Origin of the sequence: Cupriavidus lacunae (assembly GCF_003353055.1) — a bacterium.
GTDB lineage: Bacteria > Pseudomonadota > Gammaproteobacteria > Burkholderiales > Burkholderiaceae > Cupriavidus > Cupriavidus lacunae.
Genome location: NZ_QKWJ01000002.1, coordinates 53,893 through 77,858 on the forward strand (window position 1 = coordinate 53,893; position 23,966 = coordinate 77,858).

Annotated in this window: 20 protein-coding genes; 8 read left to right on the forward strand and 12 right to left on the reverse strand. The window is 67.6% G+C overall.

The features are described from left to right. Nucleotides 1-21: 21 nt before the first annotated feature. On the reverse strand, nucleotides 22-627 hold the full coding sequence (locus DN412_RS02270; RefSeq protein WP_167471061.1) for a uracil-DNA glycosylase family protein: 606 nt from the start codon (nucleotides 625-627) through the stop codon (nucleotides 22-24). An 85-nt stretch (nucleotides 628-712) separates the two neighbouring features. Here DN412_RS02270 and DN412_RS02275 point away from each other — a divergent pair, with 85 nt between their 5' ends. Next, on the forward strand, nucleotides 713-1,930 hold the full coding sequence (locus DN412_RS02275; protein ID WP_115013025.1) for an acyl-CoA dehydrogenase family protein: 1,218 nt from the start codon (nucleotides 713-715) through the stop codon (nucleotides 1,928-1,930). Here DN412_RS02275 and DN412_RS02280 read toward each other — a convergent pair. After that, nucleotides 1,906-3,744: a two-partner secretion domain-containing protein gene (locus tag DN412_RS02280; protein ID WP_115013026.1), complete on the reverse strand. Its 1,839-nt coding sequence runs from the start codon at nucleotides 3,742-3,744 to the stop codon at nucleotides 1,906-1,908. The genes DN412_RS02275 and DN412_RS02280 overlap by 25 nt on opposite strands. Before the next feature lie 336 nt (nucleotides 3,745-4,080). On the opposite strand from DN412_RS02280, the gene DN412_RS02285 reads away from it, so the two are divergent. From DN412_RS02285 to DN412_RS02305, 5 genes are all read left to right on the forward strand, one after another. Continuing rightward, nucleotides 4,081-6,411 (forward strand): FdhF/YdeP family oxidoreductase, encoded by a 2,331-nt coding sequence (locus tag DN412_RS02285; RefSeq protein WP_115013027.1) that lies wholly within the window; start codon nucleotides 4,081-4,083, stop codon nucleotides 6,409-6,411. A 135-nt stretch (nucleotides 6,412-6,546) separates the two neighbouring features. Next, nucleotides 6,547-7,392, forward strand: coding sequence for a formate dehydrogenase accessory sulfurtransferase FdhD (gene fdhD, locus DN412_RS02290; protein WP_115013028.1), 846 nt, complete (start codon nucleotides 6,547-6,549; stop codon nucleotides 7,390-7,392). After that, the gene (locus DN412_RS02295; RefSeq protein ID WP_115013029.1) at nucleotides 7,386-8,597 is read left to right on the forward strand and encodes a molybdopterin molybdotransferase MoeA; all 1,212 of its coding nucleotides are present in this window, start codon (nucleotides 7,386-7,388) and stop codon (nucleotides 8,595-8,597) included. The genes fdhD and DN412_RS02295 overlap by 7 nt, the downstream gene beginning before the upstream one ends. Nucleotides 8,598-8,666: 69 nt before the next feature. Continuing rightward, on the forward strand, nucleotides 8,667-10,112 hold the full coding sequence (locus tag DN412_RS02300; RefSeq protein WP_115013230.1) for an aminotransferase-like domain-containing protein: 1,446 nt from the start codon (nucleotides 8,667-8,669) through the stop codon (nucleotides 10,110-10,112). Between the two features lies 1 nt (nucleotide 10,113). Next, a complete protein-coding gene (locus DN412_RS02305) occupies nucleotides 10,114-10,380 on the forward strand; it encodes a helix-turn-helix domain-containing protein (protein ID WP_115013030.1) in 267 nt (88 codons plus the stop codon). A 24-nt stretch (nucleotides 10,381-10,404) separates the two neighbouring features. On the opposite strand, the gene moaA is transcribed toward DN412_RS02305, so the two are convergent. From moaA to DN412_RS02345, 9 genes are all read right to left on the reverse strand, one after another. After that, nucleotides 10,405-11,505, reverse strand: coding sequence for a GTP 3',8-cyclase MoaA (gene moaA / locus DN412_RS02310; RefSeq protein WP_115013031.1), 1,101 nt, complete (start codon nucleotides 11,503-11,505; stop codon nucleotides 10,405-10,407). A 147-nt stretch (nucleotides 11,506-11,652) separates the two neighbouring features. Further along, the gene (locus DN412_RS02315) at nucleotides 11,653-12,477 is read right to left on the reverse strand and encodes an HlyD family secretion protein (RefSeq protein ID WP_115013032.1); all 825 of its coding nucleotides are present in this window, start codon (nucleotides 12,475-12,477) and stop codon (nucleotides 11,653-11,655) included. Next, nucleotides 12,474-12,686, reverse strand: coding sequence for a DUF1656 domain-containing protein (locus tag DN412_RS02320; protein WP_018313632.1), 213 nt, complete (start codon nucleotides 12,684-12,686; stop codon nucleotides 12,474-12,476). The genes DN412_RS02315 and DN412_RS02320 overlap by 4 nt, the downstream gene beginning before the upstream one ends. Then, a complete protein-coding gene (locus tag DN412_RS02325) occupies nucleotides 12,673-14,766 on the reverse strand; it encodes an FUSC family protein (RefSeq protein ID WP_115013033.1) in 2,094 nt (697 codons plus the stop codon). Before DN412_RS02325 ends, DN412_RS02320 begins: the two co-directional genes overlap by 14 nt. A gap of 4 nt (nucleotides 14,767-14,770) precedes the next feature. Then, entirely contained in the window at nucleotides 14,771-14,920 is a 150-nt protein-coding gene (locus tag DN412_RS02330) for a DUF2474 family protein (protein ID WP_115013034.1), read from the reverse strand. Next, entirely contained in the window at nucleotides 14,920-15,927 is a 1,008-nt protein-coding gene (gene cydB / locus DN412_RS02335) for a cytochrome d ubiquinol oxidase subunit II (RefSeq protein ID WP_115013035.1), read from the reverse strand. The genes DN412_RS02330 and cydB overlap by 1 nt, the downstream gene beginning before the upstream one ends. A 13-nt stretch (nucleotides 15,928-15,940) precedes the next feature. Further along, complete coding sequence (locus DN412_RS02340) at nucleotides 15,941-17,380, reverse strand: cytochrome ubiquinol oxidase subunit I (RefSeq protein ID WP_115013036.1); 1,440 nt, start codon at nucleotides 17,378-17,380, stop codon at nucleotides 15,941-15,943. Between the two features lie 302 nt (nucleotides 17,381-17,682). Beyond that, entirely contained in the window at nucleotides 17,683-17,805 is a 123-nt protein-coding gene (locus DN412_RS45410; protein ID WP_272939552.1) for an MFS transporter small subunit, read from the reverse strand. A gap of 41 nt (nucleotides 17,806-17,846) precedes the next feature. Next, nucleotides 17,847-19,301, reverse strand: a complete 1,455-nt coding sequence (locus DN412_RS02345; RefSeq protein ID WP_115013037.1) for an L-lactate MFS transporter — start codon at nucleotides 19,299-19,301, stop codon at nucleotides 17,847-17,849. Between the two features lie 298 nt (nucleotides 19,302-19,599). Between DN412_RS02345 and DN412_RS02350 the strand changes: the two genes are divergently transcribed. Together DN412_RS02350 and DN412_RS02355 are read left to right on the forward strand one after the other, a co-directional pair. Next, nucleotides 19,600-21,018, forward strand: coding sequence for a sigma-54-dependent transcriptional regulator (locus DN412_RS02350; protein ID WP_115013038.1), 1,419 nt, complete (start codon nucleotides 19,600-19,602; stop codon nucleotides 21,016-21,018). Further along, nucleotides 21,015-23,075 carry a sensor histidine kinase gene (locus DN412_RS02355; protein WP_244222533.1) on the forward strand — a complete coding sequence of 687 codons (2,061 nt, stop codon included), beginning with the start codon at nucleotides 21,015-21,017 and terminating at the stop codon, nucleotides 23,073-23,075. Before DN412_RS02350 ends, DN412_RS02355 begins: the two co-directional genes overlap by 4 nt. Before the next feature lie 33 nt (nucleotides 23,076-23,108). Here DN412_RS02355 and DN412_RS02360 read toward each other — a convergent pair whose 3' ends face one another. Next, nucleotides 23,109-23,837 carry a TetR/AcrR family transcriptional regulator gene (locus DN412_RS02360; protein ID WP_115013040.1) on the reverse strand — a complete coding sequence of 243 codons (729 nt, stop codon included), beginning with the start codon at nucleotides 23,835-23,837 and terminating at the stop codon, nucleotides 23,109-23,111. Nucleotides 23,838-23,966: the final 129 nt, after the last annotated feature.

The following is a 23,966-nucleotide window of genomic DNA, read 5'->3' on the forward strand; positions in this document are numbered from 1 at the left end:
ACGCGCGACGTCCGCAATCGCTTATCCGCCGTGCCGCAACAGCACCCCAACCCGATCACGCAGCATCGGCAACACCTCGCCCTCAAACCACGGATGCTGCTTGAACCACGGCTGGTTGCGCGGGGACGGGTGCGGCAACGGGATGAAGTCGGGCGCGTAGTCTTTCCATGCCCTGACGGTCTCAGTCAGCGTCGGCTTGCGGCGCGCCCCCAGGAAATGGCGCTGCGCGTACTGGCCGACCAGTAAGGTCAATTCAATCGACGGCAGTTCCACCAGCAGGCGGTCGAGCCACAGCGGCGCGCATTCGGGGCGCGGCGGGTTGTCGCCACTCTTGCCGCGTCCGGGATAGCAGAACCCCATCGGGATGATGGCGAACTGCGAGGTATCGACGAAGGTGGCGGCGTCGACCCCAAGCCATTGCCGTAGGCGATCGCCGCTTGCATCGTTCCAGGGGATGCCGGTTTCGTGCACGCGGGTCCCCGGCGCCTGGCCGACGATCAGGATGCGCGCGCCGGCCCCGACGCGCACGATCGGGCGCGGGCCGAGGGGCAAGTGTGGGGCGCAGACGCGGCAAGCGCGTACTTCGGTCAGCAAGGTATCAAGGGTGGGATGTCGGGGTTTGTTCATGTTCTGGCCACAGCAATTGGCTGTACGCATGCACTGGTGTCATCCTACAATCAAATCCTCCCACGCCACTGCCACGCTCCATCCCATGTTCACCGCCTGCCCAACAGAAAGAAGCCGCGTCATCGCCGATCGCGTCGAGCGCTTTGTCCGCGAGATCGTGGTGCCCTATGAGCGCGATCCGCGTTGCGAAGCCCACGGTCCTACCGTCGGCCTGGTCGCCGAACTGCGCGACAAGGCGCGCGCTGCCGGCGTCATGACGCCACATATCCTGCCCGATGGCTCTCACCTGACCCAGCTTGAGACCGCGGCCGTGCTCAAGCGCTCCGGCTTGTCGCCGCTCGGGCCGGTCGCCGTCAACACCATGGCGCCGGACGAGGGCAATATGTTCCTGCTCGGCAAGGTGGCCACGGCGGCGCAGAAGCAACGCTTCCTGGAGCCCCTGGTCAGCGGCGAGGCTCGCTCGGCGTTTTTCATGACCGAGCCTGCAGAAGAGGGCGGTGCCGGTTCCGATCCCTCGATGTTGCAGACCACGGCGGTCAGGGACGGCAATGACTGGGTGATCCGCGGACGCAAGAAGTTCATCACCGGCGCGGAGGGCGCGCAGGTGGGCATCCTGATGGCGCGCACCGGCGACGGCGAGCGCGCGCAGGCCACCATGTTCCTGGTCGACCTGCCGCATCCGGCGATCCGCATCGAGCGCCTGCTCGATACCATCGACAGCTCCATGCCGGGCGGCCATGCGCAGGTGCTGATCGACGACCTGCGCGTGCCGCAGGACCAGGTGCTGGGCGAGGTCAACGAGGGCTTCCGCTATGCGCAGGTCCGCCTGTCGCCGGCGCGGTTGTCGCACTGCATGCGCTGGTTCGGCGGTGTCGCGCGAGCCGATGAGATCGCGCGCGCCTACGCCACCACGCGCAAGGCCTTCGGCAAGCTGCTGATCGACCACGAAGGCGTGGGCTTCATGCTGGCCGAGAACCTGATCGACCTGCAGCAGGCCGCGCTGATGATCGACTGGTGCGCGGGCGTGCTCGACGGTGGCTCGCTGGGCACCGCGGAGAGTTCGATGGCCAAGGTGGCGGTATCGGACGCCTTGTTCCGCGTGGCCGACCGCTGCGTGCAGATCATGGGTGGCATGGGCGTGTCGCGCGATACCATCGTCGAACAGATCTTCCGCGAAGTGCGCGCGTTCCGCATCTACGACGGCCCGACGGAAGTCCACAAGTGGTCGCTGGCGAAGAAGATCAAGCGCGATACGCTGGTTCCCATCATGGCTGACCATCACGACAGTACCGGGGCTGCCTGAGCGAGACCATCGGATGCCATCGCGACGTTAAGGTTGGCGTCCCGAGCCACGTCGATGGTGGCCGAGGCATTGGTGAGCGTGCTGGCCTGTCCGGCGGCCTTGCCGCTGGTGTCGAGCGCGCCGCCCGCGTTCAGGTCCTGCGCCGAGTAGATCAGGCTGTGTTCGCGGTTGACGATCTCCGGGGCGCCGAGGTCGACGTCGCCGCTGCGCGAGGCGATCACGGCACCGTTGCCGGTGGCCGGGTTGATCTCGTTGAGAATCGTCAGGCCGGCGCCGATGGCGAGGGTGTCGCCGTAGATGCGGCCGAGGTTGGTCACCGTGGTGCCGGCCTCGACGCGCACGGCGCCGCCATCGATCAGGCCGCTATTGGCGATCGCCTGGTCGGCGTGGATGGTGTTCGACACCTGGCCGAACAGCTCGCCTGAGTTGGTCACGTTGCGCGCGCTTACCGCCAGCCCCTCGCCAGCGGTGATGACGCCGTCGTTGGTCACGTCGCCGCTGGTGTCGAAGGTGACGTTCTTGCCGGCGCTGAGCTTCCCGGTGTTGTGGAAATCACTGGTCAGCCTGGCGCTGAGTTTGCCCTGGGACTGGACGGTGCCGTCGCCGGTGAGGCTTGTGCCCTGGATGTCGAGCGACGCATTGGCAGCCAGCAGGCCATCGGCATTGAAGGAGGCGCCCACGTTCAATTGCGCGGTATCGCCCGAGGTCACCTCGCCACGGGTGTTGTCCAGCGTTGCGGCATCGGCGTTGTCGATGTTGGTCCCGGCTACCGACGCGCTCCCATCCGCTTGCAGACGACCGCCAGCCAGCACGCGGACGTCACCATTGTTCTCCACCACGATGTCGCCCGCGCGGGCGGTGATGCCGCCACCGAGGTTGAAGCCTACCCCTTGTTCTGTGCCGATCAGGCGGACCGCGCCGCTGAACATCGACCCCAGCCCCGACGCATCCAGGGCGAACTGCGGGGCGGGGCCCGTGCCTGCCTGCGGCGCGGCATTGAGGGTCTGGTAGTCGACCTGGTTGGTGCCCGTGACCGCAGTCAGGTGCCTGGCCCACAGTTCGGCATTAACGTTGATCGAGCGGGCCAGCAGGTCGACTTGCGCCTGCGGGCTGGACAAGCCCTGGCCGCCGATGCTGATGTTGCCCTCGCGCACGTCGAAGCCCGTGAGATTTCCGTCGGCACCAAATACCGGGCGCCCGGTGGAGAGCGTGAAGCGGTCCGCGTTGATGGTGCCGCAACCCGAGCAATACACCCCCGCGGGGTTGACCATGATCAGGTTGGCGCGGTTGCCCGCAATTTCCTGTGCGCCGAGCAATTGGGAAGGGTTCGGCTGGGTCACCTGGACCACGATGTTGCTGGCGTGCTGGTTCCCCAGCATCATGTTTCCCTGGACCCAGCCCGCGATCCGGGACTGGCTGCTGGCCCCGCTGTTGTTCAGCACCACGCCGGCAGGCCCGACGTTGTACTGCGTGAAATTGTTGACACTGGTCCCGCCATCCCGGTTTGGCGACGCAATGTTGACCACGGGCACGCCATTGGCGGCTACCCCTACCACGTGGCGTTGTCCCGGCACGGTCTTGTCCACGTGGATCGGCAGGGTCTGCGCGTGTGCGGACCGGTCCTCCAGCACGGGCAAGCCCATCATCGAAGCCGCCAGCACCGTGAGCCACTGCACCGGCACGAATGCCGTGCCCTGGCCGCCGCGCCCGGCATTACCTTGCCGACCCTTGCCATGTCCCGTTGCGCTATCCTGCACCGCGACCAGCATGCCGCGCGCGGCATTGAAAACCAGGCGATGGATGTTCTTGTTCATGTCTTCGGATCGGGTAGGCCGGCAAGCGAAGCAAGACTGCAGGCACGTGGCCGGCATGCGTGTGTGCCAGCCAAAGGCTACCGATCCGAATACCGTGATGGAATCAGACGCATCCTAGAATGGGGGTGAATTTTCAGCAATGAGGGGTGGACGGCGTGGCTGATACTGGCCGACACGCCATCGCAAGACTGTGCTCCCCCCACGCGCCCCCGTTTGTACACACCCGGAAACCCCCGGGAAATCTAATCTGGTGTCACCGCAACGATCCGGCTTCCTGGCTCCGGCAGTACAGGGGCAGGCCGGACAGCGCCCCCGTCGTTACAGGACACCACGCCAATGAGCTCCCCGACCCCTGAAAAAGGCCACATCGCCCCCTACACCCACCCCGCCGCCGGCTGGGGTGCGTTGAAGTACGTTGCCATCAACCTGATCAAGGAGAAGGTTGCCGGTGGCAAGTACAAGATGCTGTTCAAGCAGAACCAGGCCGATGGCTTCGACTGCCCCGGCTGTGCCTGGCCGGACCGGCAGCACGCCTCCACCTTTGAATTCTGCGAGAACGGCGTCAAGGCCGTGGCGGCCGAGTCCACCAGCATGCGCGTGACGCCGGAGTTCTTTGCGCAGCACACGGTGACGTCGCTGATGGCGCAGACGGACTATGAGCTGGAGCAACACGGGCGGCTGACGCACCCCATGGTCTACGACCCGCAGACCGACAAGTATCGTGCGATTGCCTGGGATGAGGCCTTTGCGTTGATCGGGCGCCACCTGCGCGCGCTGCCGGACCCGAACCAGGCTGCGTTCTATACGTCGGGCCGCGCCAGCAACGAGGCCGCGTTCCTCTATCAGCTGTTCGTGCGCGCCTACGGCACCAACAACTTCCCCGACTGCTCGAACATGTGCCACGAAGCCACCAGCCGGGGTCTGCCGCCGACCATCGGCGTGGGCAAGGCCACGGTGGTGCTGGATGACTTCGAGCATGCCGACACCATCCTGCTGTTTGGCCACAACGCGGCCACCAACCATCCGCGCATGCTCGGCGAGCTGCGCGAGTGCGCGCGGCGTGGCGCGACCATTGTGTCGATCAACCCACTGCGCGAACGCGGGGTGGAGCGCTTCACCAGCCCGCAGCACCCGGTGGAGATGCTGACCGGCTCCAGCACCAAGATCGCTTCGATGTTCGTGCAGCCCAAGCTGGGCGGCGACTTTGCGCTGATCAAGGGCATGGCCAAGCGCCTGGTCGAACTGGACGACGAGGCCATCCGGCACGGCCGCGAGCGCCTGATCGACGTGGATTTCGTGCGCGAGCACACCATCGGCTTCGGCGATTTTGTCGAAGACCTGCGCGCGGAAAGCTGGGCCGACATCATTGCCGAGTCGGGCGTGTCGCAGGAGGATATCGATGCGCTGACCCAGGTCTATGCGCGGGGCAAGCGCGTGATCGCCTGCTGGGGCATGGGGCTGACGCAGCACAAGCATTCCGTGCCGACGGTGCAGATCCTGTCCAACCTGATGATGATGCGCGGAAACATTGGCCGCCCGGGTGCCGGGCTGCTGCCGGTGCGCGGGCATTCCAACGTGCAGGGCGACCGCACGGTGGGTATCGAAGAGAAGCCTGAGCAGGAATTCCTGGACCGCCTGCAGGCCGCCTTCGGCTTCGAGCCGCCGCGCCAGCATGGGTATGACGTGGTCCACACCATCTCGGGCATGCTCGAGGGCAAGGTCAAGGTCTTTGTGGGCCTGGGTGGCAACTTCTCCACCGCCACGCCGGATACGCCGCGCACCTTCGAAGCGCTGCGCCAGTGCGACCTGACCGTGAACATTGCCACCAAGCTCAACCGCAGCCACCTGGTGCACGGCAAGGCGTCGCTGATCCTGCCCACGCTGGGCCGCACCGAGATCGACCAGCAAGATGGCGTGGCGCAGGGCGTGACCGTCGAGGACTCGGTCTGCATGGTCCATATCTCGTTCGGCATGAACGCGCCGGCGTCGCCGCACCTGTTGTCGGAGATTGCCATCGTTGCGCGTATGGCGGCGGCCACGCTCGGCTCGGAAAAGATCGACTGGCTCTGGTATGCGCAGGACTATGCCCGCATCCGCGATGCCATCGAGCAGGTGATCGACGGCTTCGAGCGCTACAACGAGCGCGTGGCGGTGCCGGGCGGGTTCCACCTGACGCCCGCGGCATGCAACCGCGTCTGGCATACGCCGTCGGGCAAGGCGCAGTTCCTGGTCAACCGCATCGACAAGGACACCCCCATCAGCCGTGCCCGCCAGAAGTATGGCGACAAGCTCATGGTGATGATGACGACGCGCTCGCACGACCAGTACAACACCACGATCTACGGCCTGGATGACCGCTACCGTGGCGTGTTCGGCCTGCGCCGGGTGGTCTTCATCAGCCCCGCCGACCTAGCGCGGCTTGGCCTGAAGGCGGGCCAGCACGTGGACATCACCAGTGTCTGGGACGACGGCGTGCAGCGCCATGTCGAGGACTTTGTGCTGGTCGAATACGACATCCCGCAAGGCTGCCTGGGGGCGTACTACCCCGAGACCAATCCGCTGGTCCCGCTGGAAAGCACTGGCGATGGCTGCGGCACGCCCACGTCGAAGTCGGTGCCGGTGTTGCTGACGCCGTCCCGTCTCCAGCCGGCAGCGGTGGCACGCTGATCCTGCACGCGTGCACCGCTGCGGCGAACGCAAGCCGCTGTCACTGATGAACGCACCCCTCTCCCGCAAGCGGGAGAGGGGTGCAAGCCGACAGCATGCAAGCGGGCGCTGTATCTATTTTTTCGAGAGACCCCCATGGAATGCACCGAACTGGTTGAACACACAGGCTATGAAGCACGCAGCATCGTGCGGCACAAAAACTGCGTGGTGCAGCCGGCCACGGACAATGTGGCGGAAGAACTGCCGGTGGCGCTGGTGTACAACGGCATCTCGCACGCCGTGATGATGGCCACGCCGCTGGACCTGGAGGCGTTCGCGGTCGGCTTCTCGCTGACCGAGGGCATCGTCAGCCGCAACGCGGAGATCCACGACCTGGAAGTGCGCGTCCACGCGCACGGCGCCGAGGTGCAGATGGAGATCAGCGAGCACGCCTTTGCCACCATGCGGGCCCGCCGGCGTGCGCTGGCGGGGCGCACCGGCTGCGGCGTCTGCGGTATCGAGAGCATCGAGCTGCTCGACCTCCAGCCCGAGCGCATGCCCGAGCCGGCCACCCGGCTGACGCCGTCGCGCGAGATGATCGAGCGTGCCGTCGCGGCGCTGCCGTCGCACCAGCGGCTGATGCAGGCCACCGGGGGCGTCCACGCCGCGGCCTGGTGCGACGCGGGCGGCGAGATCCTGCATGTGTTCGAGGATGTGGGCCGCCACAACGGCCTGGACAAGCTGATCGGCCACCTGGCGATGCAGCGCGTGGCGATGGACGAGGGCTTCGTGCTGCTGTCCAGCCGCGCCAGCTATGAACTGGTGCGCAAGGTGGCGCGCATGAATATCCAGATGCTGGCGACGATCTCGGCGCCGACCTCGCTGGCGATCCGTATCGCTGAGCAGGCCGGTCTGCGCCTGCTCAGCTTCTGCCGCCAGGATGGCTATGTCGACTACACCGGCGCCGCATTGGAAGCCACTCGCGGAGGCGCAACATGCTGAACTTTGACGAGGCGCAGGCCGTCTTCGCGATGTGCGCGGAGCCCGTGCGGCAGACTGAAACCGTGTGGCTGGGCCTGCTGACCGGCCGCGTGCTGGCCAGCGACGTGGATGCGGTCATCGATACGCCCGCGGCGGACCGCAGCGCCATGGACGGCTACGCGGTGCGCTGCGAAGACTGTCGCGATGGCGCCTGCCTGCCGCTGCAGCAGGTCGTCTACGCCGGCACGCGGCCGCAGCCGCTGCTGCCCGGCCATGCCATCCGAATCTACACCGGCGGCGTGATCCCGCCCGGCGCCGATGCCGTGGTCGCGCTGGAGGATGCCGAGGAGAGCTATCGGGGCGTCTCCTGCGCGCGGGCACCCGTGGCGGGCCAGCATATCCGGCGCAAGGGCGAGGATGCCCGCCGGGGCGACCTGCTGCTGTCGGCCGGAACCGTGCTGCACGCGGGGCATATTGCCGCCCTGGCCTCGCAGGGACTCACGGAGGCCACGGTCTGCCGGCTGGTGGAGGTGGCCATCCTGACTTCGGGCGACGAGGTGGCGGTGCACGAAGAGCCGCGCGACATGTACCAGGTGCATGACGTCAATGGTCCGATGCTCGAGTCGCTGGTGCAGTCGATGGGCGCCGTGGTCAGTTGCCACCGCCACGTGCAGGACGACGAGCGCGCCCTGCATGACATGCTGCGGGAACTGGCGGCCGACGCCGACCTGGTGCTGGTCACCGGCGGGGCCTCGGTCGGCCAGCGCGACCTGGTCGCGGCGGCGCTGGCTTCGGCGGGCGGCGAGCTGCTTTGCCGTGGCGTCAACATGAAGCCCGGCAAGCCGGTCACGGTGGGGCGCCTGCGCGGCAAGCCCGTGGTGTGCCTGCCCGGCAATCCGGCGGCCGCCTATGCCACCTTCGCGTTGCTGGTGACGCCGCTGCTGCGCCGCCTGCAGGGGCGCGCGGAGCTGTTCCCGCCTGTAGGCCGGGTCAGGGCCGCACTGGCGGGCACGCGCCCGCATCCTGGCGACGCCTTCTGGCGCGTGGGCGAGATCGGCAACCTCGGCGGCCGCGAGAGCTTCGTGCAGGTCAATGCACAGCAGGGCGCGGCCTCGGTGTCGGCGCTCGGCCAGGCCTGCGGCTTTGTGCGGGTGGAACCCCAATGTGCCGGACAGCTCCAAAATGTGCCCCTGCCGTACTATGATCTTCATCGTTGGCTCAGCTGACGGCGGCCCGGCGTGCGGGCCGATTCAGGCACCGACGGGGCGCAAGTGACATGGCAAGGGGAGCGCAGCGTGAAACTATATGAAAAGCTGGCTGCGGATATCGAGGCATTGGTGCAACAGGGGGTGCTACTGCCCGGCGAGCGGATTCCCTCGGTGCGGCAGACCAGCCAGCACCATCGCATGAGCATTACCACGGTGATCCGGGCCTACGTCATGCTGGAAAGCCGCGGCATCATCGAAAGCCGGCCGCAGTCTGGCTACTTCGTGCGCGCGCGGCCGGGCGAGCCGGTGTTCGAGCTGCGCCCGTCCAGGCCCAGTGCCAAGCCCTCGGCGGTGGATGTCAGCGCGCTGGTGCTTTCCACGCTGCGCTCGATCCGGTCCGATGACGCCGTGCCGCTCGGTTCGCCCTATCCGGACCCTTCGCTGTTCCCGTGGCAGCGCATCAACCAGTACGCCAACAATATTGCGCGCCGCTATGCCAAGTGGACCATGCTGGACGACCTGCCGCCTGGCAGCCCCGAGCTGATCCGGCAAATCTCGCGCCGCTACCTCGAGAACGGCTACGCCATCGATCCGAACGAGGTGATCGTCACCATCGGCGCGACCGAGGCCATCAACCTGTGCCTGCAGGCGGTGGCCAAACCGGGCGATACCATCGCGGTGGAGTCGCCGACCTACTACGCCATGCTCCATGCCATCGAACGGCTGGGCATGCGCGCCATCGAGGTGGCGACCGATCCGGCGGAAGGCATCGACATCGGCGCGCTGGCGCGGCTGATCGACGAAAAGGGCGTGGCCGCCTGCATGGTGATGCCCAACTTCCAGAATCCGCTCGGCTTCCAGATGCCCGATGAGAAGAAGCGCGCGCTGGTGGCCATGCTGACCGAGAAGGACATCCCCGTCATCGAGAACGACGTCTACGGCGAGCTCTATTACGGCGAGGCCCATCCCAGTTCATTGAAGGCATTCGACAAGGCAGGCATCGTGCTGCATTGCTCCTCCTTCTCGAAGACGCTGACCAATGCCTACCGGATCGGCTGGGCGCTGCCGGGCCGCTACCGCGAGGCGGTGGAACGGCTCAAGTTCCTCAATACGCTGACCACGCCCGCCATTCCGCAACTGGCGATCGCCGAGTTCCTGAAGAACGACGGCTACGACTTCCACCTGCGGCGGGTGCGCAAGGCCTATGCGCAGCAGGCCAGCATCATGGCCGCCGCGGTGCGCCGGTTCTTCCCGGACGGCACCACCACGTCGAGGCCGGCGGGGGGCTATGTGCTGTGGGTGCAGCTGCCTGAGGGCATCGATGCGATGGAGATGTACCACGCCGCGCTGGAGCACCGCATCACCGTGGCGCCGGGGCATATGTTTGCGCCCGGGGCCACTTACCGCCATTGCATCCGGCTGAACTACAGCGGGGAATGGTCGCCAGGCATCGAGTCTGCCGTGCAGACGCTGGGCAAGATCGCGCAGCATTTGCTGGCGCGCAGCCGGGAACCCGGCGAGGAAGAGCATTAGCATGCAAGACGCTGAAATCGACCCCGCCATCGTCGCGGCGCTCGAAGTCCTGTGGCAGGCTGGGCGCGAGGGAGGCGCCAGCCCATGGTCGCTCGCCAAGATCGCCAAGCGGGCACAACTGCCGATGAGCGTGCTGCGGCGCGTGTTGACGCAACTGCAGGCCGCCGGACTGGCCGACGTGTCGATCGACGAGGAAGGCCGCGGACACGCGAGCCTGACCCCAGCCGGCGCGGAGCTTGCCGCGCAGGTTTTCCCGAATCCTGACTGAGTGACCGGGAGCTGCGCCCGCGGCTCAGCCGCCGACCAGCGACATGCGCACCGTCGGGTACTGCCGCTTGCCGCTGGCCAGCCGGTCCGCGCGCAGCTCTGAGTAGCGGTCGCCGCGGGCCTGCCACGCTTGCCGGACCGCATCCGCCACGGCTTCATCCGGGCGGGCGGCGGCCAGGTGCTGGCGCAGGTCGACGGAGCTGGTGGCGAACAGGCACAGGTGGAGCCGGCCGTCGACCGAAACGCGCGCGCGGGTGCAATCGCCGCAGAAGGGGTGCGAGACGCTGGAGATAAAGCCCAGCTTCAGGCTGCCGTCGGCCAGCAGGTAGTTGCTGGCGGTCTCGCCGTCGCGCCTGGCGACTGGCAGCAGCGCATGCGCGCGTTCGACCATGCCGCGGATCTCGCCGGAGGGGACGACGCGCGACTGCGACCAGCTGCTCGGGCCCTCCACATCCATATATTCGATAAAGCGCAGCGCCGCGCCGCTGCCGCGGAAGTGTTCCACCAGCGGCAGCACCTGCGCGTCGTTGGTGCCGCGCTCGACCACGCAGTTGACCTTGACCGGTGCCAGGCCCGCGGCGCAGGCTGCGTCGATGCCCTCCAGCACGCGGCCGACCGGGAAATCCACATCGTTCATGGCGCGGAAGATGCCGTCGTCCAGGCTGTCGAGGCTGACCGTGACCCGGCCCAGGCCCGCGTCGCGCAGCGAGCGCGCCTTGCGGGCCAGCAGGCTGCCGTTGGTGGTCATGGCCACTTCCACCTGCCGCCCGTCCAGGGTATGCATGGCCGCAATGCGCTCGACCAGCGACTCGATGCCCTTGCGCAGCAGCGGCTCGCCGCCGGTCAGGCGCACCTTCTCCACGCCCAGGCTGACAAAGGCGCGCACGATGCGCAGCAGTTCGGCATCGGACAGGCGTTGCTCGGGGGACAGAAACGGATAGTCACGCCCGAAACGCTCCTTGGGCATGCAGTAAGTGCAGCGGAAGTTGCACTGGTCGATCACCGAGAGGCGCAGGTCGCGCAGCGGCCGGCCCAGCTGGTCCCGGCAGGCGGGTGATGCGTGGTCCGGCTCGGGTGCGTCAAAACTGGGGGCGGCGGGCACATCTTGCACAAGCGCTGCTTGCATGGCGAATCTCCCTGGGGCAATGGGGTAGGGCATGGCGCATGCCATGCCGTCCATGGTAGGGACCGATGGCCGCCCGGCAGGCGCACAAATCGGCAGGAGCGGAAGCAGAACAGTTCGGGCGGAATCGGTGTGGCTGCGTTGGGAGCCTCATTCGCGCGGCGCCCGGATGCGGACCGTGGCGGTCTGCCCGGCGATCAGGTGTACCCCGGCCGGCACCTGGTCCAGCGCGATGCGCACCGGTATGCGCTGCGCCAGGCGCACCCAGTTGAAGGTCGGGTTGACGCTGGGCAGCATGTTTGGCCCGATGGCGCGGTCCTGGTCCTCGATGCCGGGCGCAATGCTCTGCACATGTCCGCGCAAGGGGGTGCGCTGGCCCATGATGTGCACTTCGGCGGCGCTGCCGACGCGGATCGCGGGCAGCTTGGTTTCCTCGAAATAGCCCTCCACGTATTGCGAGCCGCTGGCCACGACCGACAAGGCCGGTTTGCCGCGGGTGGCAAAGTCGCCGGCGCGCGGCAGGCGGTCGCTGACATGGCCGTCGACCGGACTGGTCACGCGGCAGCGGGCCAGGTTCAGCCTGGCCACGTCCACCGCGGCGTCGGCTTCGTCGACGCGCGCCTGCGCCGCAGCCACGCCGGCCGCGTTCGCCGCCTGGCGCCGGCCCAGTGCCAGCGCGGCGCGCGCCGACGCGGCCTCGGCCTGCGCCTGCTTCAGGGCTAGGCTGAAGCGGTCCTGGTCCACCACGAACACGACCTGGCCGCGTTGGACCCGGCCGTTGTCGCCGACGAGCACGGCCGTGACCAGGCCGGAGACATCCGGCGCGACCTGGATCACTTCCGCGCGGACATGGCCGTCGCGGGTCCAGGGTGCCTCGGTGTAGTACTGCCACAAATGCCAGGCGGTCAGCGCCGCGGCGACCACGGCCGCGAAGGTCACCGCAACGGGGCCGAACAGCGAAAGCTTGCGAATCATGATGGGGCCTGCCAGACGAGCGCGACGATCGCGCCCAGTACAAGGATATAGAGCGAGAAATTGAACAGGGACCGGTGCCACACGATGCGGTAGAAGCCGATCCGGGCGAGCACGGCGCGCACGCCGGCGGTCACCGCGAACGCGGCCAGCATCCACACCACGGTGGCCGGCACGAAGACGCCGTACAGGTCGAACTCAGTGGCGTGCATGGGGCGCTCCGTCGGTATGCGGATACAGGGCCAGCCGCAAGGTGGCCAGTGCCGCCAGTGCGGTGCGTGGGCTGCCATGCGCTGTCGCGGCCAGCGCCGCGAAGGCCGCGTCGATCTGTGTGGCCAGCGCGGGCGCGGGCGTCATGGCATGGCCGGCGCGCGCGCACTGGCGGTAGTGGCGCGCCACGCTTGCCAGCACGCGCTCCAAGGCACGGCGGCGCGGCGCGGGCACGCCGGCCGGGGCGCGCCGCAGCGCGAGCGCGGCGGATTCGACCAGGAAGTCGGCGACGGCGCTGCCGGCCTGCCTGCCGCTGGCATTGTTGCGGCGGGTCAACGGCGGCCACTGGCGCAGCAGCCGGTCCAGCATGCGGCCGCGCAGCCGTGCGCTGTTGACCGGCGCGCGCGGGTGCGCCGCCAGCGCGATCTCGTTCCAGTTGGCCCTGGCCAGCCGGTAGGCCACCAGCTGCTGGCCGAAGGGCTGCATCAGGACCGCCCACAAGGCCGCGAACACCAGCGCCGCCAGGCTTGCCAGGCTGCTGTTGAAGATGCCGGCGAAACTGGCGCCGGTCAGGTGCTGCGGGCCCGGGAACGATGCCGCAGTGACCGCCAGCAACACGCCGAACAGCGCATTGCGCGGCTGCGTCGTCATGGCGCCGATGACCAGGTAGGGGCCGAACAGCAGGGCCGCAAGCGAGCCAAAGTCATGGGCCAGCTGCAGCACCACGAACTGGTAGTACCAGGACAGCAGCGCACAGCCGATGCTCCACGCGATCACCCGGCCGGCCATCAGCCGCGGCTCCGCGGTGGTGGCGATAAAGCAGCTGGCGAGCGCGGCCAGGCCGACCGGGCCGGCGCCGTCGACCCAGCCCGACACCATCCACAGCAGGCCCGCGACGAAGGTGGCCGAGCCGGCGGTGGCGCCGCGGAACAACAGCTGCGCGTGATCATGGTGCCGGGCCTGCCCGGCGGGTTCCACGCGGTACCGCAGCGCGGTGGGCTCGCTCCCGCCCTGGCGCAGGCTGGCCTGCAGCAGGCGGCAGTCTTGCCAGAGATCGGCCAGTGCATCCAGGTAGTTGCAGGTGGCGGCGACCAGCCTTTCATGCCAGTCCGCGGGTGCGGCCGGCGTGGCGCCTGCCGGGTACCAGGAAGGCGGGGGCCGGGACGCGCCGGCATCGCCGCCGATCCAGGCCAGCGTGGCGCGCAGGCGCTGCGCGACGGTGTCAGGCATGCCCGCCGGATGCCGGCGCAAGGCGCTGGCGGCATCGGCAAGCGCGAGCACCAGCGGCAGCAGGGCCGTCATGCGCTGGTGCAGGGCGCGTGCGCGCCGCAGGGTCAGAGCGCCGCCGGATTCATAGGTCAGTTGAGCCAGCTGGGTTTCCATCGCCAGGATATCGGCGGCCAGCAGGCTGAAGCTGTCGTGGCGCTGGCCCGCGCTGGCACCGGCGGCCAGCACGTCGTTGATCCAGCGCGAGGCGTGCTCCAGCCACGCCGATGCGCGCGCGGCCAGCGCCGGCGTGGTGCGCGAGGGGAAGACCACCGCGCTGACCACGCTGGCGCAGATGATGCCGATGACGATTTCCTCGATGCGGGTAAGTGCCACGTCGAAGACGGTGGCCGGGTTGGTGACCGTCGGCAGCGCGACGATCGGCAGCGTATAGGCGGCCAGCAGGCAGATGTAGTTGCGCGGCGCCGGTTCCAGCAAGGACAGGTAGAGCAGGGTGCCGGTCCAGCACGCGATCGCCGCCATCAGCAGCACGGGCTCGTCGACCAGCCAGGGCACCAGTGCCACCGCGCACACGGCGCCCAGCAATGTGCCGAAGACGCGGTAGGTGCCCTTGGCATGGGTGGCGCCGGCCAGCGGGCTGGACACCAGGTAGACGGTGGCCATGGCCCAGTAGGGCCGCGGCAGCCCGAGGGCCAGCGCCACGTAGAGCGCCAGCATCGCCGCGCCGAACACCTTCAGCGAATGCAGCCACGGGGCAAAGTCGGCGCGTCCCGGCCAGGCTGCGGCCAGCGTGTCGGACACGCTGGCGGTGCGCGCGGGCAGCACAGGGCGGGAGAGGGGGCTGGAGGAGGGCATGGCTTCAGTTGGCAAGCCCGGCTGCGCGCATCAGCAGCTTCATCAGGCTGGCGCAGACGAAGACCGTGCCGACGCCCGCCAGCCACAGGGCCAGCAGCCAGCCAAGGCGGGTCGCCAGCCGTGCAGTGGCCTCGGAGTGCAGGATCCTGGCCATCAGTGGTAGCCCTCCCCGCGCTTGACCTTGCCGCGGAACACGTAATACGACCACGCGGTGTAGGCCAGGATGATCGGCACGATGAACAGCGTGCCGACCAGCGCGAAGCCCTGGCTTTGCGGGGACGACGACGCATCGAAGATCGAGATCGACGGCGGGATGATGTTGGGCCAGATGCTGATGGCCAGCCCGGTATAGCCCATGAAGATCATCAGCAGCGCGTACAGGAACGGCGACACGTTCGGGTGCTTGCGCAGGGACCGGTAGATGCCGAAGGCCGAGAACAGCACCAGCAGCGGCACCGGCAGGAAGAAGAACAGGTTGGGCAGCGCGAACCAGCGTTGCGCGATTTCCGGATGGGTCAGCGGCGTCCACACGCTGACCGCGGCGACCATCGCCAGCATCACGCCGGTCAGCACGTTGGTCACGCGCAGCATGGTCCATTGCAGCCGGCCTTCGGTCTTCATGATGAGCCAGGTGACCCCGAGGAAGGCGTAGGTGATCACCACGCCCACCCCGCAGAAGACCGGGAACGGCGCCAGCCAGTCGAGCGCGCCGCCGGTGAAGGTGGTGCCTTCGATGGCGATGCCGTCGATATAAGCGCCCAGCGTCACGCCCTGGAAGAAGGCGGCGACCACCGAGCCCCACGTGAAGGCGGCGTCCCAGTAAGGGCGGCTGCGGTCGCTGGCCTTGAAGCGGAACTCGAAGGCCACGCCGCGGAAGATCAGCCCCATCAGCATGAACATCAGCGGCAGGTAGAAGGCAGTGAGCAGCACCGAGTAGGCCAGCGGGAAGGCGCACAGCAGCGCCGCGCCGCCCAGCACCAGCCAGGTTTCGTTGCCATCCCAGACCGGCGCCACCGTGTTCATCATGACGTCGCGGTCATGACGGTCGCCGACGAAGGGGAAGAGAATGCCGATGCCAAGATCGAATCCGTCCATGATGACGTACATCATCACGCCGAAGAAGATCAGGGCGGCCCAGATAACGGGAAGGTTGATACCCATGTCGATCTCCTGTTCAGGGTTCGCGGCGGCCGTGCCGGGCCATCGCGTGGGGTGCGGAAGCCGCGGCGATGGCGGCGGGAACGACGCTGCCGGGGCCGTAGGACGGCGCATCGTGCGGGTGCGCGTCGGGGGCGGGGCCGGCGCTGGCCAGCTTGAGCATGTAGCGGATGCCCACGCCGAAGCAGACGAAATAGATCACCACGAACAGGGCCAGCGACAGCGCCACCGGGCCAGCCGCATGCGCGGAAACGGCATCATGGGTACGCAGCAGTCCATAGACCACCCACGGCTGGCGGCCGATCTCGGTGGTCATCCAGCCGGCCAGCAGCGCGATCAGGCCGGCGGGGCCCATCAGCACGGCAAGGCGCAGGAAAGCCCTGGACCGGTACAGCACACCGTTGCGGCGCAGTACCCATCCCAGCAGGCCGAACAGGATCATCGCCACGCCCAGGCCAACCATGGCGCGGAAGGTGAAGAACAGCACCGTGGCATTGGGGCGGTCTTCCTTGGGGAAGTCCTTCAGGCCGCGGATCTGGCCGTCAAGGCTGTGCGTCAGGATCAGGCTGCCCAGGCGCGGGATCTCGATGGCGTAGCGGGTTTCCTCGCGCTCCATGTCGGGGATGCCGAAAACGATCAGCGGGAAGCCGCCCTTGTCATCCTTGCCGGCGGTGTTCCAGTGCCCTTCCATCGCCGCGATCTTGGCGGGCTGGTGCTCCAGCGTGTTCAGACCGTGGGCGTCACCCACCACCGCCTGGATGGGCGCCGCGATCAGCACCATCCACAGCGCCATCGACAGCATCTTGCGGGCGGCGGGCACGGCGCGGTCATGCAGCAACTGCCAGGCCGAGGCCGCCGCCACGAACAGTGCGGTCGACAGCAGCGCCGCGATGACCATGTGCGCCAGGCGGTAAGGGAACGACGGGTTGAAGATCACCTCGAGCCAGTCGGTCGGCACCACCTTGCCGGCAACGATGACGTAGCCGGCGGGCGTATGCATCCAGCTGTTGGACGCCAGGATCCACGTGGAGGAAATCATGGTGCCGAGCGCCACCATCACCGTGGCGAAGAAATGCAGCCCCGGCCCCACGCGGTTCCAGCCGAACAGCATCACGCCAAGGAAGCCTGCTTCCAGGAAGAAGGCGGTCAGCACCTCGTAGGTCAGCAGCGGTCCGGTGACGCCCCCGGCAAACTGGGAGAAGCCAGACCAGTTGGTGCCGAACTCATAGGCCATGACCAGGCCGGAAACGACCCCCATGCCGAAGTTCAAGGCGAAGATCTTGATCCAGAACTGGTACAGGGTCTTGTACACCGTGTCCTGGGTGTAGAGCCAGCGTGCTTCCAGGAACGCCAGGAAACATGCCAGCCCGATCGTGATGGCGGGAAATAAGATGTGAAAGGAAACGGTGAATCCGAACTGGATTCGAGCGAGTTCCAGGGCTGTGAGTCCGTGCATCGATGTGCTCTCCGTGGGGTTGCCGCCGGCACGACGGCGTGTCGCGCGACACTACGGACAAGCGTAGGGACTACAGCTTGTCCGAGAGGGATACAGTTCTTGGGGAACCGCTAAAGCTCAGTTTGCAGAGCCGAATGACGCGCTTGCGCGTCGCTGCAAGGCAGATACAGATAGCGCGTTCGCGCAGGATCACAGTCATGGATGGACCCCGCCGCATCGACGATCCGGCACCCGCTGCAGGGACCGTGCCGGCGTCCGCTGCAGTGACGGGTCGTGATGCAGCGGACGACCAGCGCGGGCGCTCAGGTGAACAGCTTCATGGCCTTCCCGAGGGTCGACCAGATGCCCGCGCCCAGCGGGATCAGCACATAGGCCCAGAACGCGAGCAGCAGCAGCGTCTTGCCGAAAGTTCGGTCGTCTTGCACGGTGGTGTCTCCTGTGTATTGGTATCGGAAGAGGAACGCGCTCAGGCCGCGCTGGCCACTTCGCGCAGGTGGTGGCGCTCATGCACAGGCCGGATCAGCAGGTTGCAGACGAAGCCCACGACGAGCAGAGCTGCCATGATGTGCAGGGTGTCGACATAGACCTCCGACCTGGGCACGCCCATGGCCAGCTTGTGCTCGCGGATGTAGTTGACCAGCGCCGGCCCGGCAATGCCTGCGGCAGCCCACGCGGTCAGCAGGCGGCCGTGGATGCCGCCGACGTAGGCCGTGCCGAACATGTCGGCCAGATAGGCGGGAATGGTGCTGAAGCCGCCGCCATACATGGTGAGGATCAGGAAGTAGCAGGCCACGAACAAGGCCACGTTGCCGGACGCGCCGACGGCCGGCACGGCCATGTACAGCGCGGCACCGAAGGCGAAGAAGATGGCATAGGTCACCTTGCGGCCGAAGTAGTCGCTCGCGGAGCTCCACAGGAAGCGCCCCGTCATGTTGCCGATGCTGAGCAGCCCCACGAAGCCGGCGGCCGCCGCGGCCGTGATGGTGCCCTTGAAGGTTTCCTGGATCATCACCGCGGCCTGGCCCAGCACGCCGATGCCGGCGGTGATGTTCAGGAACAGGATCAGCCAGAGCAGGTAGAACTGCGGGGTCTTGAGTGCCTGGTCGATATGCACGTGGGCGTGCGTGACCATCTTGCTGGCTTTGGTGGTGGGAGCGTAGCCCGGGGGCGCCCAGCCCGGGGCAGGGATGCGGATGGCCAGCGCGCCGATCGACATCGAGATGAAGTAGACCACGCCCATGACCAGGAAGGTTTGCGCCACGCCCGCGCTGGTGGCGTTCTTGAAGGTGTTCATCAGCGCGACCGACAGCGGCGCGCCGATCATGGCGCCGCCGCCGAAGCCCATGATCGCCATGCCGGTAGCCATGCCGCGGCGGTCGGGGAACCACCGGATCAGCGTGGAGACCGGCGACACATAGCCCAGCCCCAGCCCGATCCCGCCCAGCACGCCGTAGCCCAGGTACAGCAGCCAGATCTGGTGCAGCCAGATGCCCAGCGCCGACACCAGGAAGCCGCCGCCGAAGCAGCACGCCGCCGTGAACATGGTGCGGCGCGGCCCGACCTTCTCCAGCCACTTGCCGGCAAAGGCGGCCGAGATGCCAAGGAAGAAGATCGCCAGCGAGAACACCCAGCCCAGCGTGGTCAGTTGCCAGTCGCCCGGCGCGGACTGCGTGACGCCGAGGATGCGGGTCAGCGGCTCGTTGAAGACCGAGAACGCATAGGCCTGGCCGATGCACAGGTGCACCGCCAGCGCCGCGGGCGGCACCATCCAGCGGTTGAAGCCCGGGCGGGCGATGATGGCTTCCTTGGAGAAGGGCGACGGGCGCGACGCCGGCCGGGACGGGGACGCCTGCTGGGACCGCTGTTGCGACCGCTGTTGCGACGATTGCGAGGGCGTTTGCGCTGGCGCGGGATATGACATGAAGTTGTCTCCTACCTGGAAGTGGCAGCCTCTTCTTGCGCGTGGTGCGATGGGCTGGAGCGTCTCGTTCAGCAAGAGCTGTGCCCAGGGCGCCATCCCTTTGCCGTCAACGGATTGCGCCGCGCGGCCGGCGCATCGGGGCACAGCCCTGGACAAAATGTCCGGACGGCGGCCCCTTGCCCGGGCCAATATGTCCACGCGCGGCAGCGCTTCGGTGGTCGGCTCGGTTTAACTCCCAATACTGCCGCTGAGCCGACTGTCGCTAGACTCTCTGCTTGCCCCCGCAACAACCAAAGTGATGAGCGAACGACAAAGCAACCCGGCCGAAGCCGACAACTGGCAGCGCCGCGCGATCCTGGTGGTGGACGACGAGGCCGGCATGCGTTCGTTCCTGTCCCGCGCGCTGGAACGCAAGGTCGACAGCGTGGTGACCGCCGACAGCGCCGAAGCCGGCGCGGCGCTGCTGGAGCAACGCCATTTCGACCTGATCCTGCTGGACGTGGCGCTGCCAGGCGCCAGCGGAGTGGAATGGCTCAAGGCCCTGCGCGCGGCGGGCAACCCCGCCGATGTGATCCTGATGACCGCCTTCGCCGACATGGAGACCGCCATCGCCGCGCTGCGCTCCGGCGCGGCGGACTTTATCGTCAAGCCGTTCCGCGTCGACCAGATGCTCAACGCCATCCGGCGCTGCTTCGACCGCACCCGCCTCACGCGCGAGAACTACCTCCTGCGCCGCGAGCTGGACAAGTACACCATCCACAAGCACTTCATCGGCGAGTCCGACGCCATGAAGAAGGTGATGGCGCTGGTGGCGCGCGTGGCGCCGATGCCGTCGACGGTGCTGGTGACGGGCGAGTCCGGCACCGGCAAGGAAGTGGTGGCGCGCGAGCTGCACCGCCTGAGCGGACGGCAGGGCCAGTTCGTGCCGCTGAACTGCGGCGCGATGGCGCCCGAGATCATCGAAAGCGAGTTGTTCGGCCACGCCAAGGGTGCCTTCACCGGCGCGGCCGGGGCGCGCCATGGCTTGTTTCTCTATGCCGACGGCGGCACGCTGTTCCTGGACGAGATCTCGGAGCTGCCGCTGGCGATGCAGGCCAAGCTGCTGCGGGTGATCGAGGACCGGCGCATCCGGCCGCTCGGCACCGAGCGCGAGATCGTCGTGGACGTGCGCATCGTCGCCGCGTGCAACCGCAACCTGGCCAATGAGGTGGCGGCGGGGCGCTTCCGCCAGGACCTGTACTACCGGCTCGATGTCGTGTCGGTCGCGATCCCCCCGCTGCGCACAAGACCAGAAGACATCGTGCCGCTGGCCGAGCATTTCTCGGAGCAGCTGTCCGCCCAGCTCGGCCTGCCGGTGGTGCCGCTGTCGCCATCGCTGGCGCGCCTGCTCAAGGCCTATGACTGGCCGGGCAATGCGCGCGAGCTGCGCAACCTGGTGGAGCGGGCATTGATCCTGGGCGAGTACCCGGCCGAGCTGCTGGCGCAAGCGGGCGATCCGGCGCAGGCCGGCCAGCCGGAAGCGGTCCACGACCAGGTGGTCCAGGACGACGCGGCCACGCCGGCCGACGAGGCCACGCTGCTGGAATCGGTCGAGCGGCGGCACATCCTGCAGGTGCTGGCCGCGGCGGGCGGCAATCGCGTGGAAGCAGCGCGCCGGCTGGGGATCTCGCGCCGCACGCTGGACCGGAAGTGCCTGCAGTGGGGCCTGCGTCCTTGAATCCCGCTCACGCGGCCGGCCCGGCCACGCTGCTGCGCCGCTATCGCGCTTCGCTGCGCGCCAAGCTTGTTTCCATCGTGATCGCGCCGCTGCTGGTGGCGCTGGTGGCGCTGCTGCTGCTGATGACGCTCTGGGGCGATCGCGTGTTCCAGGCGCTGCTGGCCTACAAGGTCAACAGCGACCTGCTGGTCGCCCACGAGTACTTCGGGCATATGGTCGGCGGCGTGCAGGACCGGGTCCTGCAGGAGGCCAGGTCGCATGCGCTGGCGGAGGGGCTTCGGCGCGCCAACGCCATGCCCGCCATCCTCGCCGACGCACGGCGCACGCACGGGCTCGATTTCCTGCAGCTGCTGGATCCGCAAGGGCGGCTGCTTGCCGCCGCGCCGGCCTCAGCGTCCGCAGGAGCGGACCTTGCCGCGTGGCGAGTGGTGGCCAGCGCCGCCGCAGGGCGTGCGGATGCCGCCACGGACGCGTGGTCCGCCGCGCAACTGGCCGCTGTCTCCGCCGAACTTGCCCGGCGCGCGCAGGTGGCGTTGCGTCCGACCGTCAACGCGGCACCCACCGAGAGGACCGAGGAAACCCGCGGCATGGTGATGCACGCCGCGGCGCCGGTATTCGACGAAGCCGGCAAGCTGGTGGCCATCCTGCACGGCGGCACGCTGCTGAACAACAACCTGGGCTTTATCGACACGATCAACGCGCTGGTCTACCAGCCGGAATCGCTGCCTCGCGGCAGCCAGGGCACGGCGACGCTGTTCCTGGACGACACACGCATTGCCACTAACGTGCGCCTGTTTCATGGCGAGCGCGCGCTGGGCACGCGGGTCTCGCGCGAAGTGCGCGACAAGGTGTTGCTGCGCGGCGAGAAATGGCTGGACCTGGCCTTTGTCGTCAACGACAAGTATATGAGCGCCTATGAGCCGATCACGGACAGCCGCGGCCAGCGCATCGGCATGCTGTACGTGGGCTACCTGGCCAGGCCGGTCAGCCAGGCCAGGGACCTGGCGCTGGGCGTGCTGGTAAGTCTGTTCGTACTGCTGGCCGTGGCGGGCGCGTTGTTCTCGCTGCTATGGGCCAGGCGCGTGTTTGCGCCGATGACGCGCATGGTCGGCACCATGCACGCGCTCAAGACCGGCAATGCGGACGCGCGCGTAGGCCCGGTCGGCAGCGAGGACGAACTGGGCCAGCTTGCCGCCCAGTTCGACCAGCTGCTGTCGGACCTGCAGCAGCGCAATGCCGAACTCAGAGACCTGGCGGACTCGCTCGACCGCAAGGTGGCCGAGCGCACCCACGAACTGGAAGCGTCGAACGCCGTGCTGCGCGAAGCCCGGGAGCAGCTGATCACGTCGGAAAAGCTTGCCGTCGCAGGCCAGCTCACGGCGGGCGTGGCGCATGAAGTCAACAACCCGATCGCCGTGATCCAGGGCAACCTGGACGTCGCGCGCGAGATCCTGGGCCCGGCCGCGGAGCCGGTGCGCCACGAACTGCGGCTGATCGACGAACAGGTGCGGCGCATCCAGCAACTGACCAACCGGCTGCTGCAGTTTGTCCGGCCCGAGGCTTATGCCGGCCATGTCGAGCGCCTGGACGTGAGCGAAGTCGCGGCGGGCTGCGTCGACCTCGTCCGCCATATGCTGAAGGGAGCGGCGATCCGGGTCGAACTGGACTGCCAGGCCACTCGGCACGTGCGCATCAGCCGCAGCGAGCTGCAGCAGGTGGTGGTCAACCTGCTGACCAATGCCATCCACGCCATGCCCGAGGGCGGCACGCTCACGCTGGGCACGCGGGACTGGGAGGGGCAGGGTGTGACGCTGTATGTGCGCGACACCGGCCACGGCATCCGGGAAGAGGACCTGCCCAACCTGTTCAATCTGTTTTTCACAACCAGGAAGCAGATGGGGACCGGCTTGGGTTTGTCCATCAGCTATGCCCTGGTGGAGCGGTATGGTGGGCGGATTACCGTGGAGAGCGTGGTGGGGCAGGGGGCCGAGTTCATTGTCTGGCTGCGCGAGGATGGAACGCCGGCGCAGCCGACGGCGGGCGGCGCAGGGGCATGATGTGCCATGGGCCAGAACGCGCCCGTCCAGCGATCAGCCGCCGCCGGACGTTGGGCCAGGCTCGGCCGTAGCCGCAGCCGGCATCTCCAGGCTGCGCTCCAGCAGCGTGAGGTCGTCCCGAAGCAATTGCAGGATGGCGACCGGACCGGGCTTTTCCAATGCGCGGCTGGCGGGCAACTCCACTGAACGCAGGGCCATGTCCGCGATCTGTCTTGCGACATCATCCATGGAAACCTGTCCGGCGGGATTGAACCACCACGCCGTCCAGTTGCACATGCCGATGATCGAAAACGCCGCGACTTTCGCGTCCACCACGCGAAATGTTCCATGATCGATGCCAAACTCGATCGCTTGCCGGAACTGCTCGAGCACCGCGCGGCGCGACTGCTCCGCCATCTTGCGCTGCTTTAGCGGCAGGTTGTTTTCGTTGCGCTCCACCACGCGGAACTGCAAGGGGTGCGACAGGATCAGCGTGGCATGGCGCAGCACCAGGTGGCGCAGAATGCCCGAAGGCGTGCGCATCGTTTCAGGGATGGCCTCGGTCGCCAGTTGCGCAGCGGTGCGCGTGACCGCCGTGGTCAATTCCTCGAGGATGGCTTCCTTGCTCTTGAAGTAGTAGTACAGCGCGGGGCGGCTCAGTCCCACTGCATCGGCAATGTCGTTGAGTCCGGTGCCATCGAAGCCACGCTCGATGAAGAGGCGGGTCGCAACTTCCAGGATCGAGTCCCGCAATGCGTCGCTCTTGGTCTGTGTCTTTGCCATGGACTGCCATTCAGTTTTTCGACGCAGGCGTCGACAAGCCATCACGATAAACAAAAAGGCGCGAACGCGCCATCCCAACGGCGCGTAGTTCGCCCTGAATTCCCCTCATAAATGGTCTATAGAGCATTT

Excerpts from the sequence above, each read along its gene's own strand:
- DN412_RS02270 (WP_167471061.1), bottom strand. The coding sequence starts at position 627 with ATGAACAAACCCCGACATCCCACCCTTGATACCTTGCTGACCGAAGTA.
- DN412_RS02275 (WP_115013025.1), top strand. The coding sequence starts at position 713 with ATGTTCACCGCCTGCCCAACAGAAAGAAGCCGCGTCATCGCCGATCGC.
- DN412_RS02280 (WP_115013026.1), bottom strand. The coding sequence starts at position 3,744 with ATGAACAAGAACATCCATCGCCTGGTTTTCAATGCCGCGCGCGGCATG.
- DN412_RS02285 (WP_115013027.1), top strand. The coding sequence starts at position 4,081 with ATGAGCTCCCCGACCCCTGAAAAAGGCCACATCGCCCCCTACACCCAC.
- fdhD (WP_115013028.1), top strand. The coding sequence starts at position 6,547 with ATGGAATGCACCGAACTGGTTGAACACACAGGCTATGAAGCACGCAGC.
- DN412_RS02295 (WP_115013029.1), top strand. The coding sequence starts at position 7,386 with ATGCTGAACTTTGACGAGGCGCAGGCCGTCTTCGCGATGTGCGCGGAG.
- DN412_RS02305 (WP_115013030.1), top strand. The coding sequence starts at position 10,114 with ATGCAAGACGCTGAAATCGACCCCGCCATCGTCGCGGCGCTCGAAGTC.
- moaA (WP_115013031.1), bottom strand. The coding sequence starts at position 11,505 with ATGCAAGCAGCGCTTGTGCAAGATGTGCCCGCCGCCCCCAGTTTTGAC.
- DN412_RS02315 (WP_115013032.1), bottom strand. The coding sequence starts at position 12,477 with ATGATTCGCAAGCTTTCGCTGTTCGGCCCCGTTGCGGTGACCTTCGCG.
- DN412_RS02320 (WP_018313632.1), bottom strand. The coding sequence starts at position 12,686 with ATGCACGCCACTGAGTTCGACCTGTACGGCGTCTTCGTGCCGGCCACC.
- DN412_RS02325 (WP_115013033.1), bottom strand. The coding sequence starts at position 14,766 with ATGCCCTCCTCCAGCCCCCTCTCCCGCCCTGTGCTGCCCGCGCGCACC.
- DN412_RS02330 (WP_115013034.1), bottom strand. The coding sequence starts at position 14,920 with ATGGCCAGGATCCTGCACTCCGAGGCCACTGCACGGCTGGCGACCCGC.
- cydB (WP_115013035.1), bottom strand. The coding sequence starts at position 15,927 with ATGGGTATCAACCTTCCCGTTATCTGGGCCGCCCTGATCTTCTTCGGC.
- DN412_RS02340 (WP_115013036.1), bottom strand. The coding sequence starts at position 17,380 with ATGCACGGACTCACAGCCCTGGAACTCGCTCGAATCCAGTTCGGATTC.
- DN412_RS02345 (WP_115013037.1), bottom strand. The coding sequence starts at position 19,301 with ATGTCATATCCCGCGCCAGCGCAAACGCCCTCGCAATCGTCGCAACAG.
- DN412_RS02350 (WP_115013038.1), top strand. The coding sequence starts at position 19,600 with ATGAGCGAACGACAAAGCAACCCGGCCGAAGCCGACAACTGGCAGCGC.
- DN412_RS02360 (WP_115013040.1), bottom strand. The coding sequence starts at position 23,837 with ATGGCAAAGACACAGACCAAGAGCGACGCATTGCGGGACTCGATCCTG.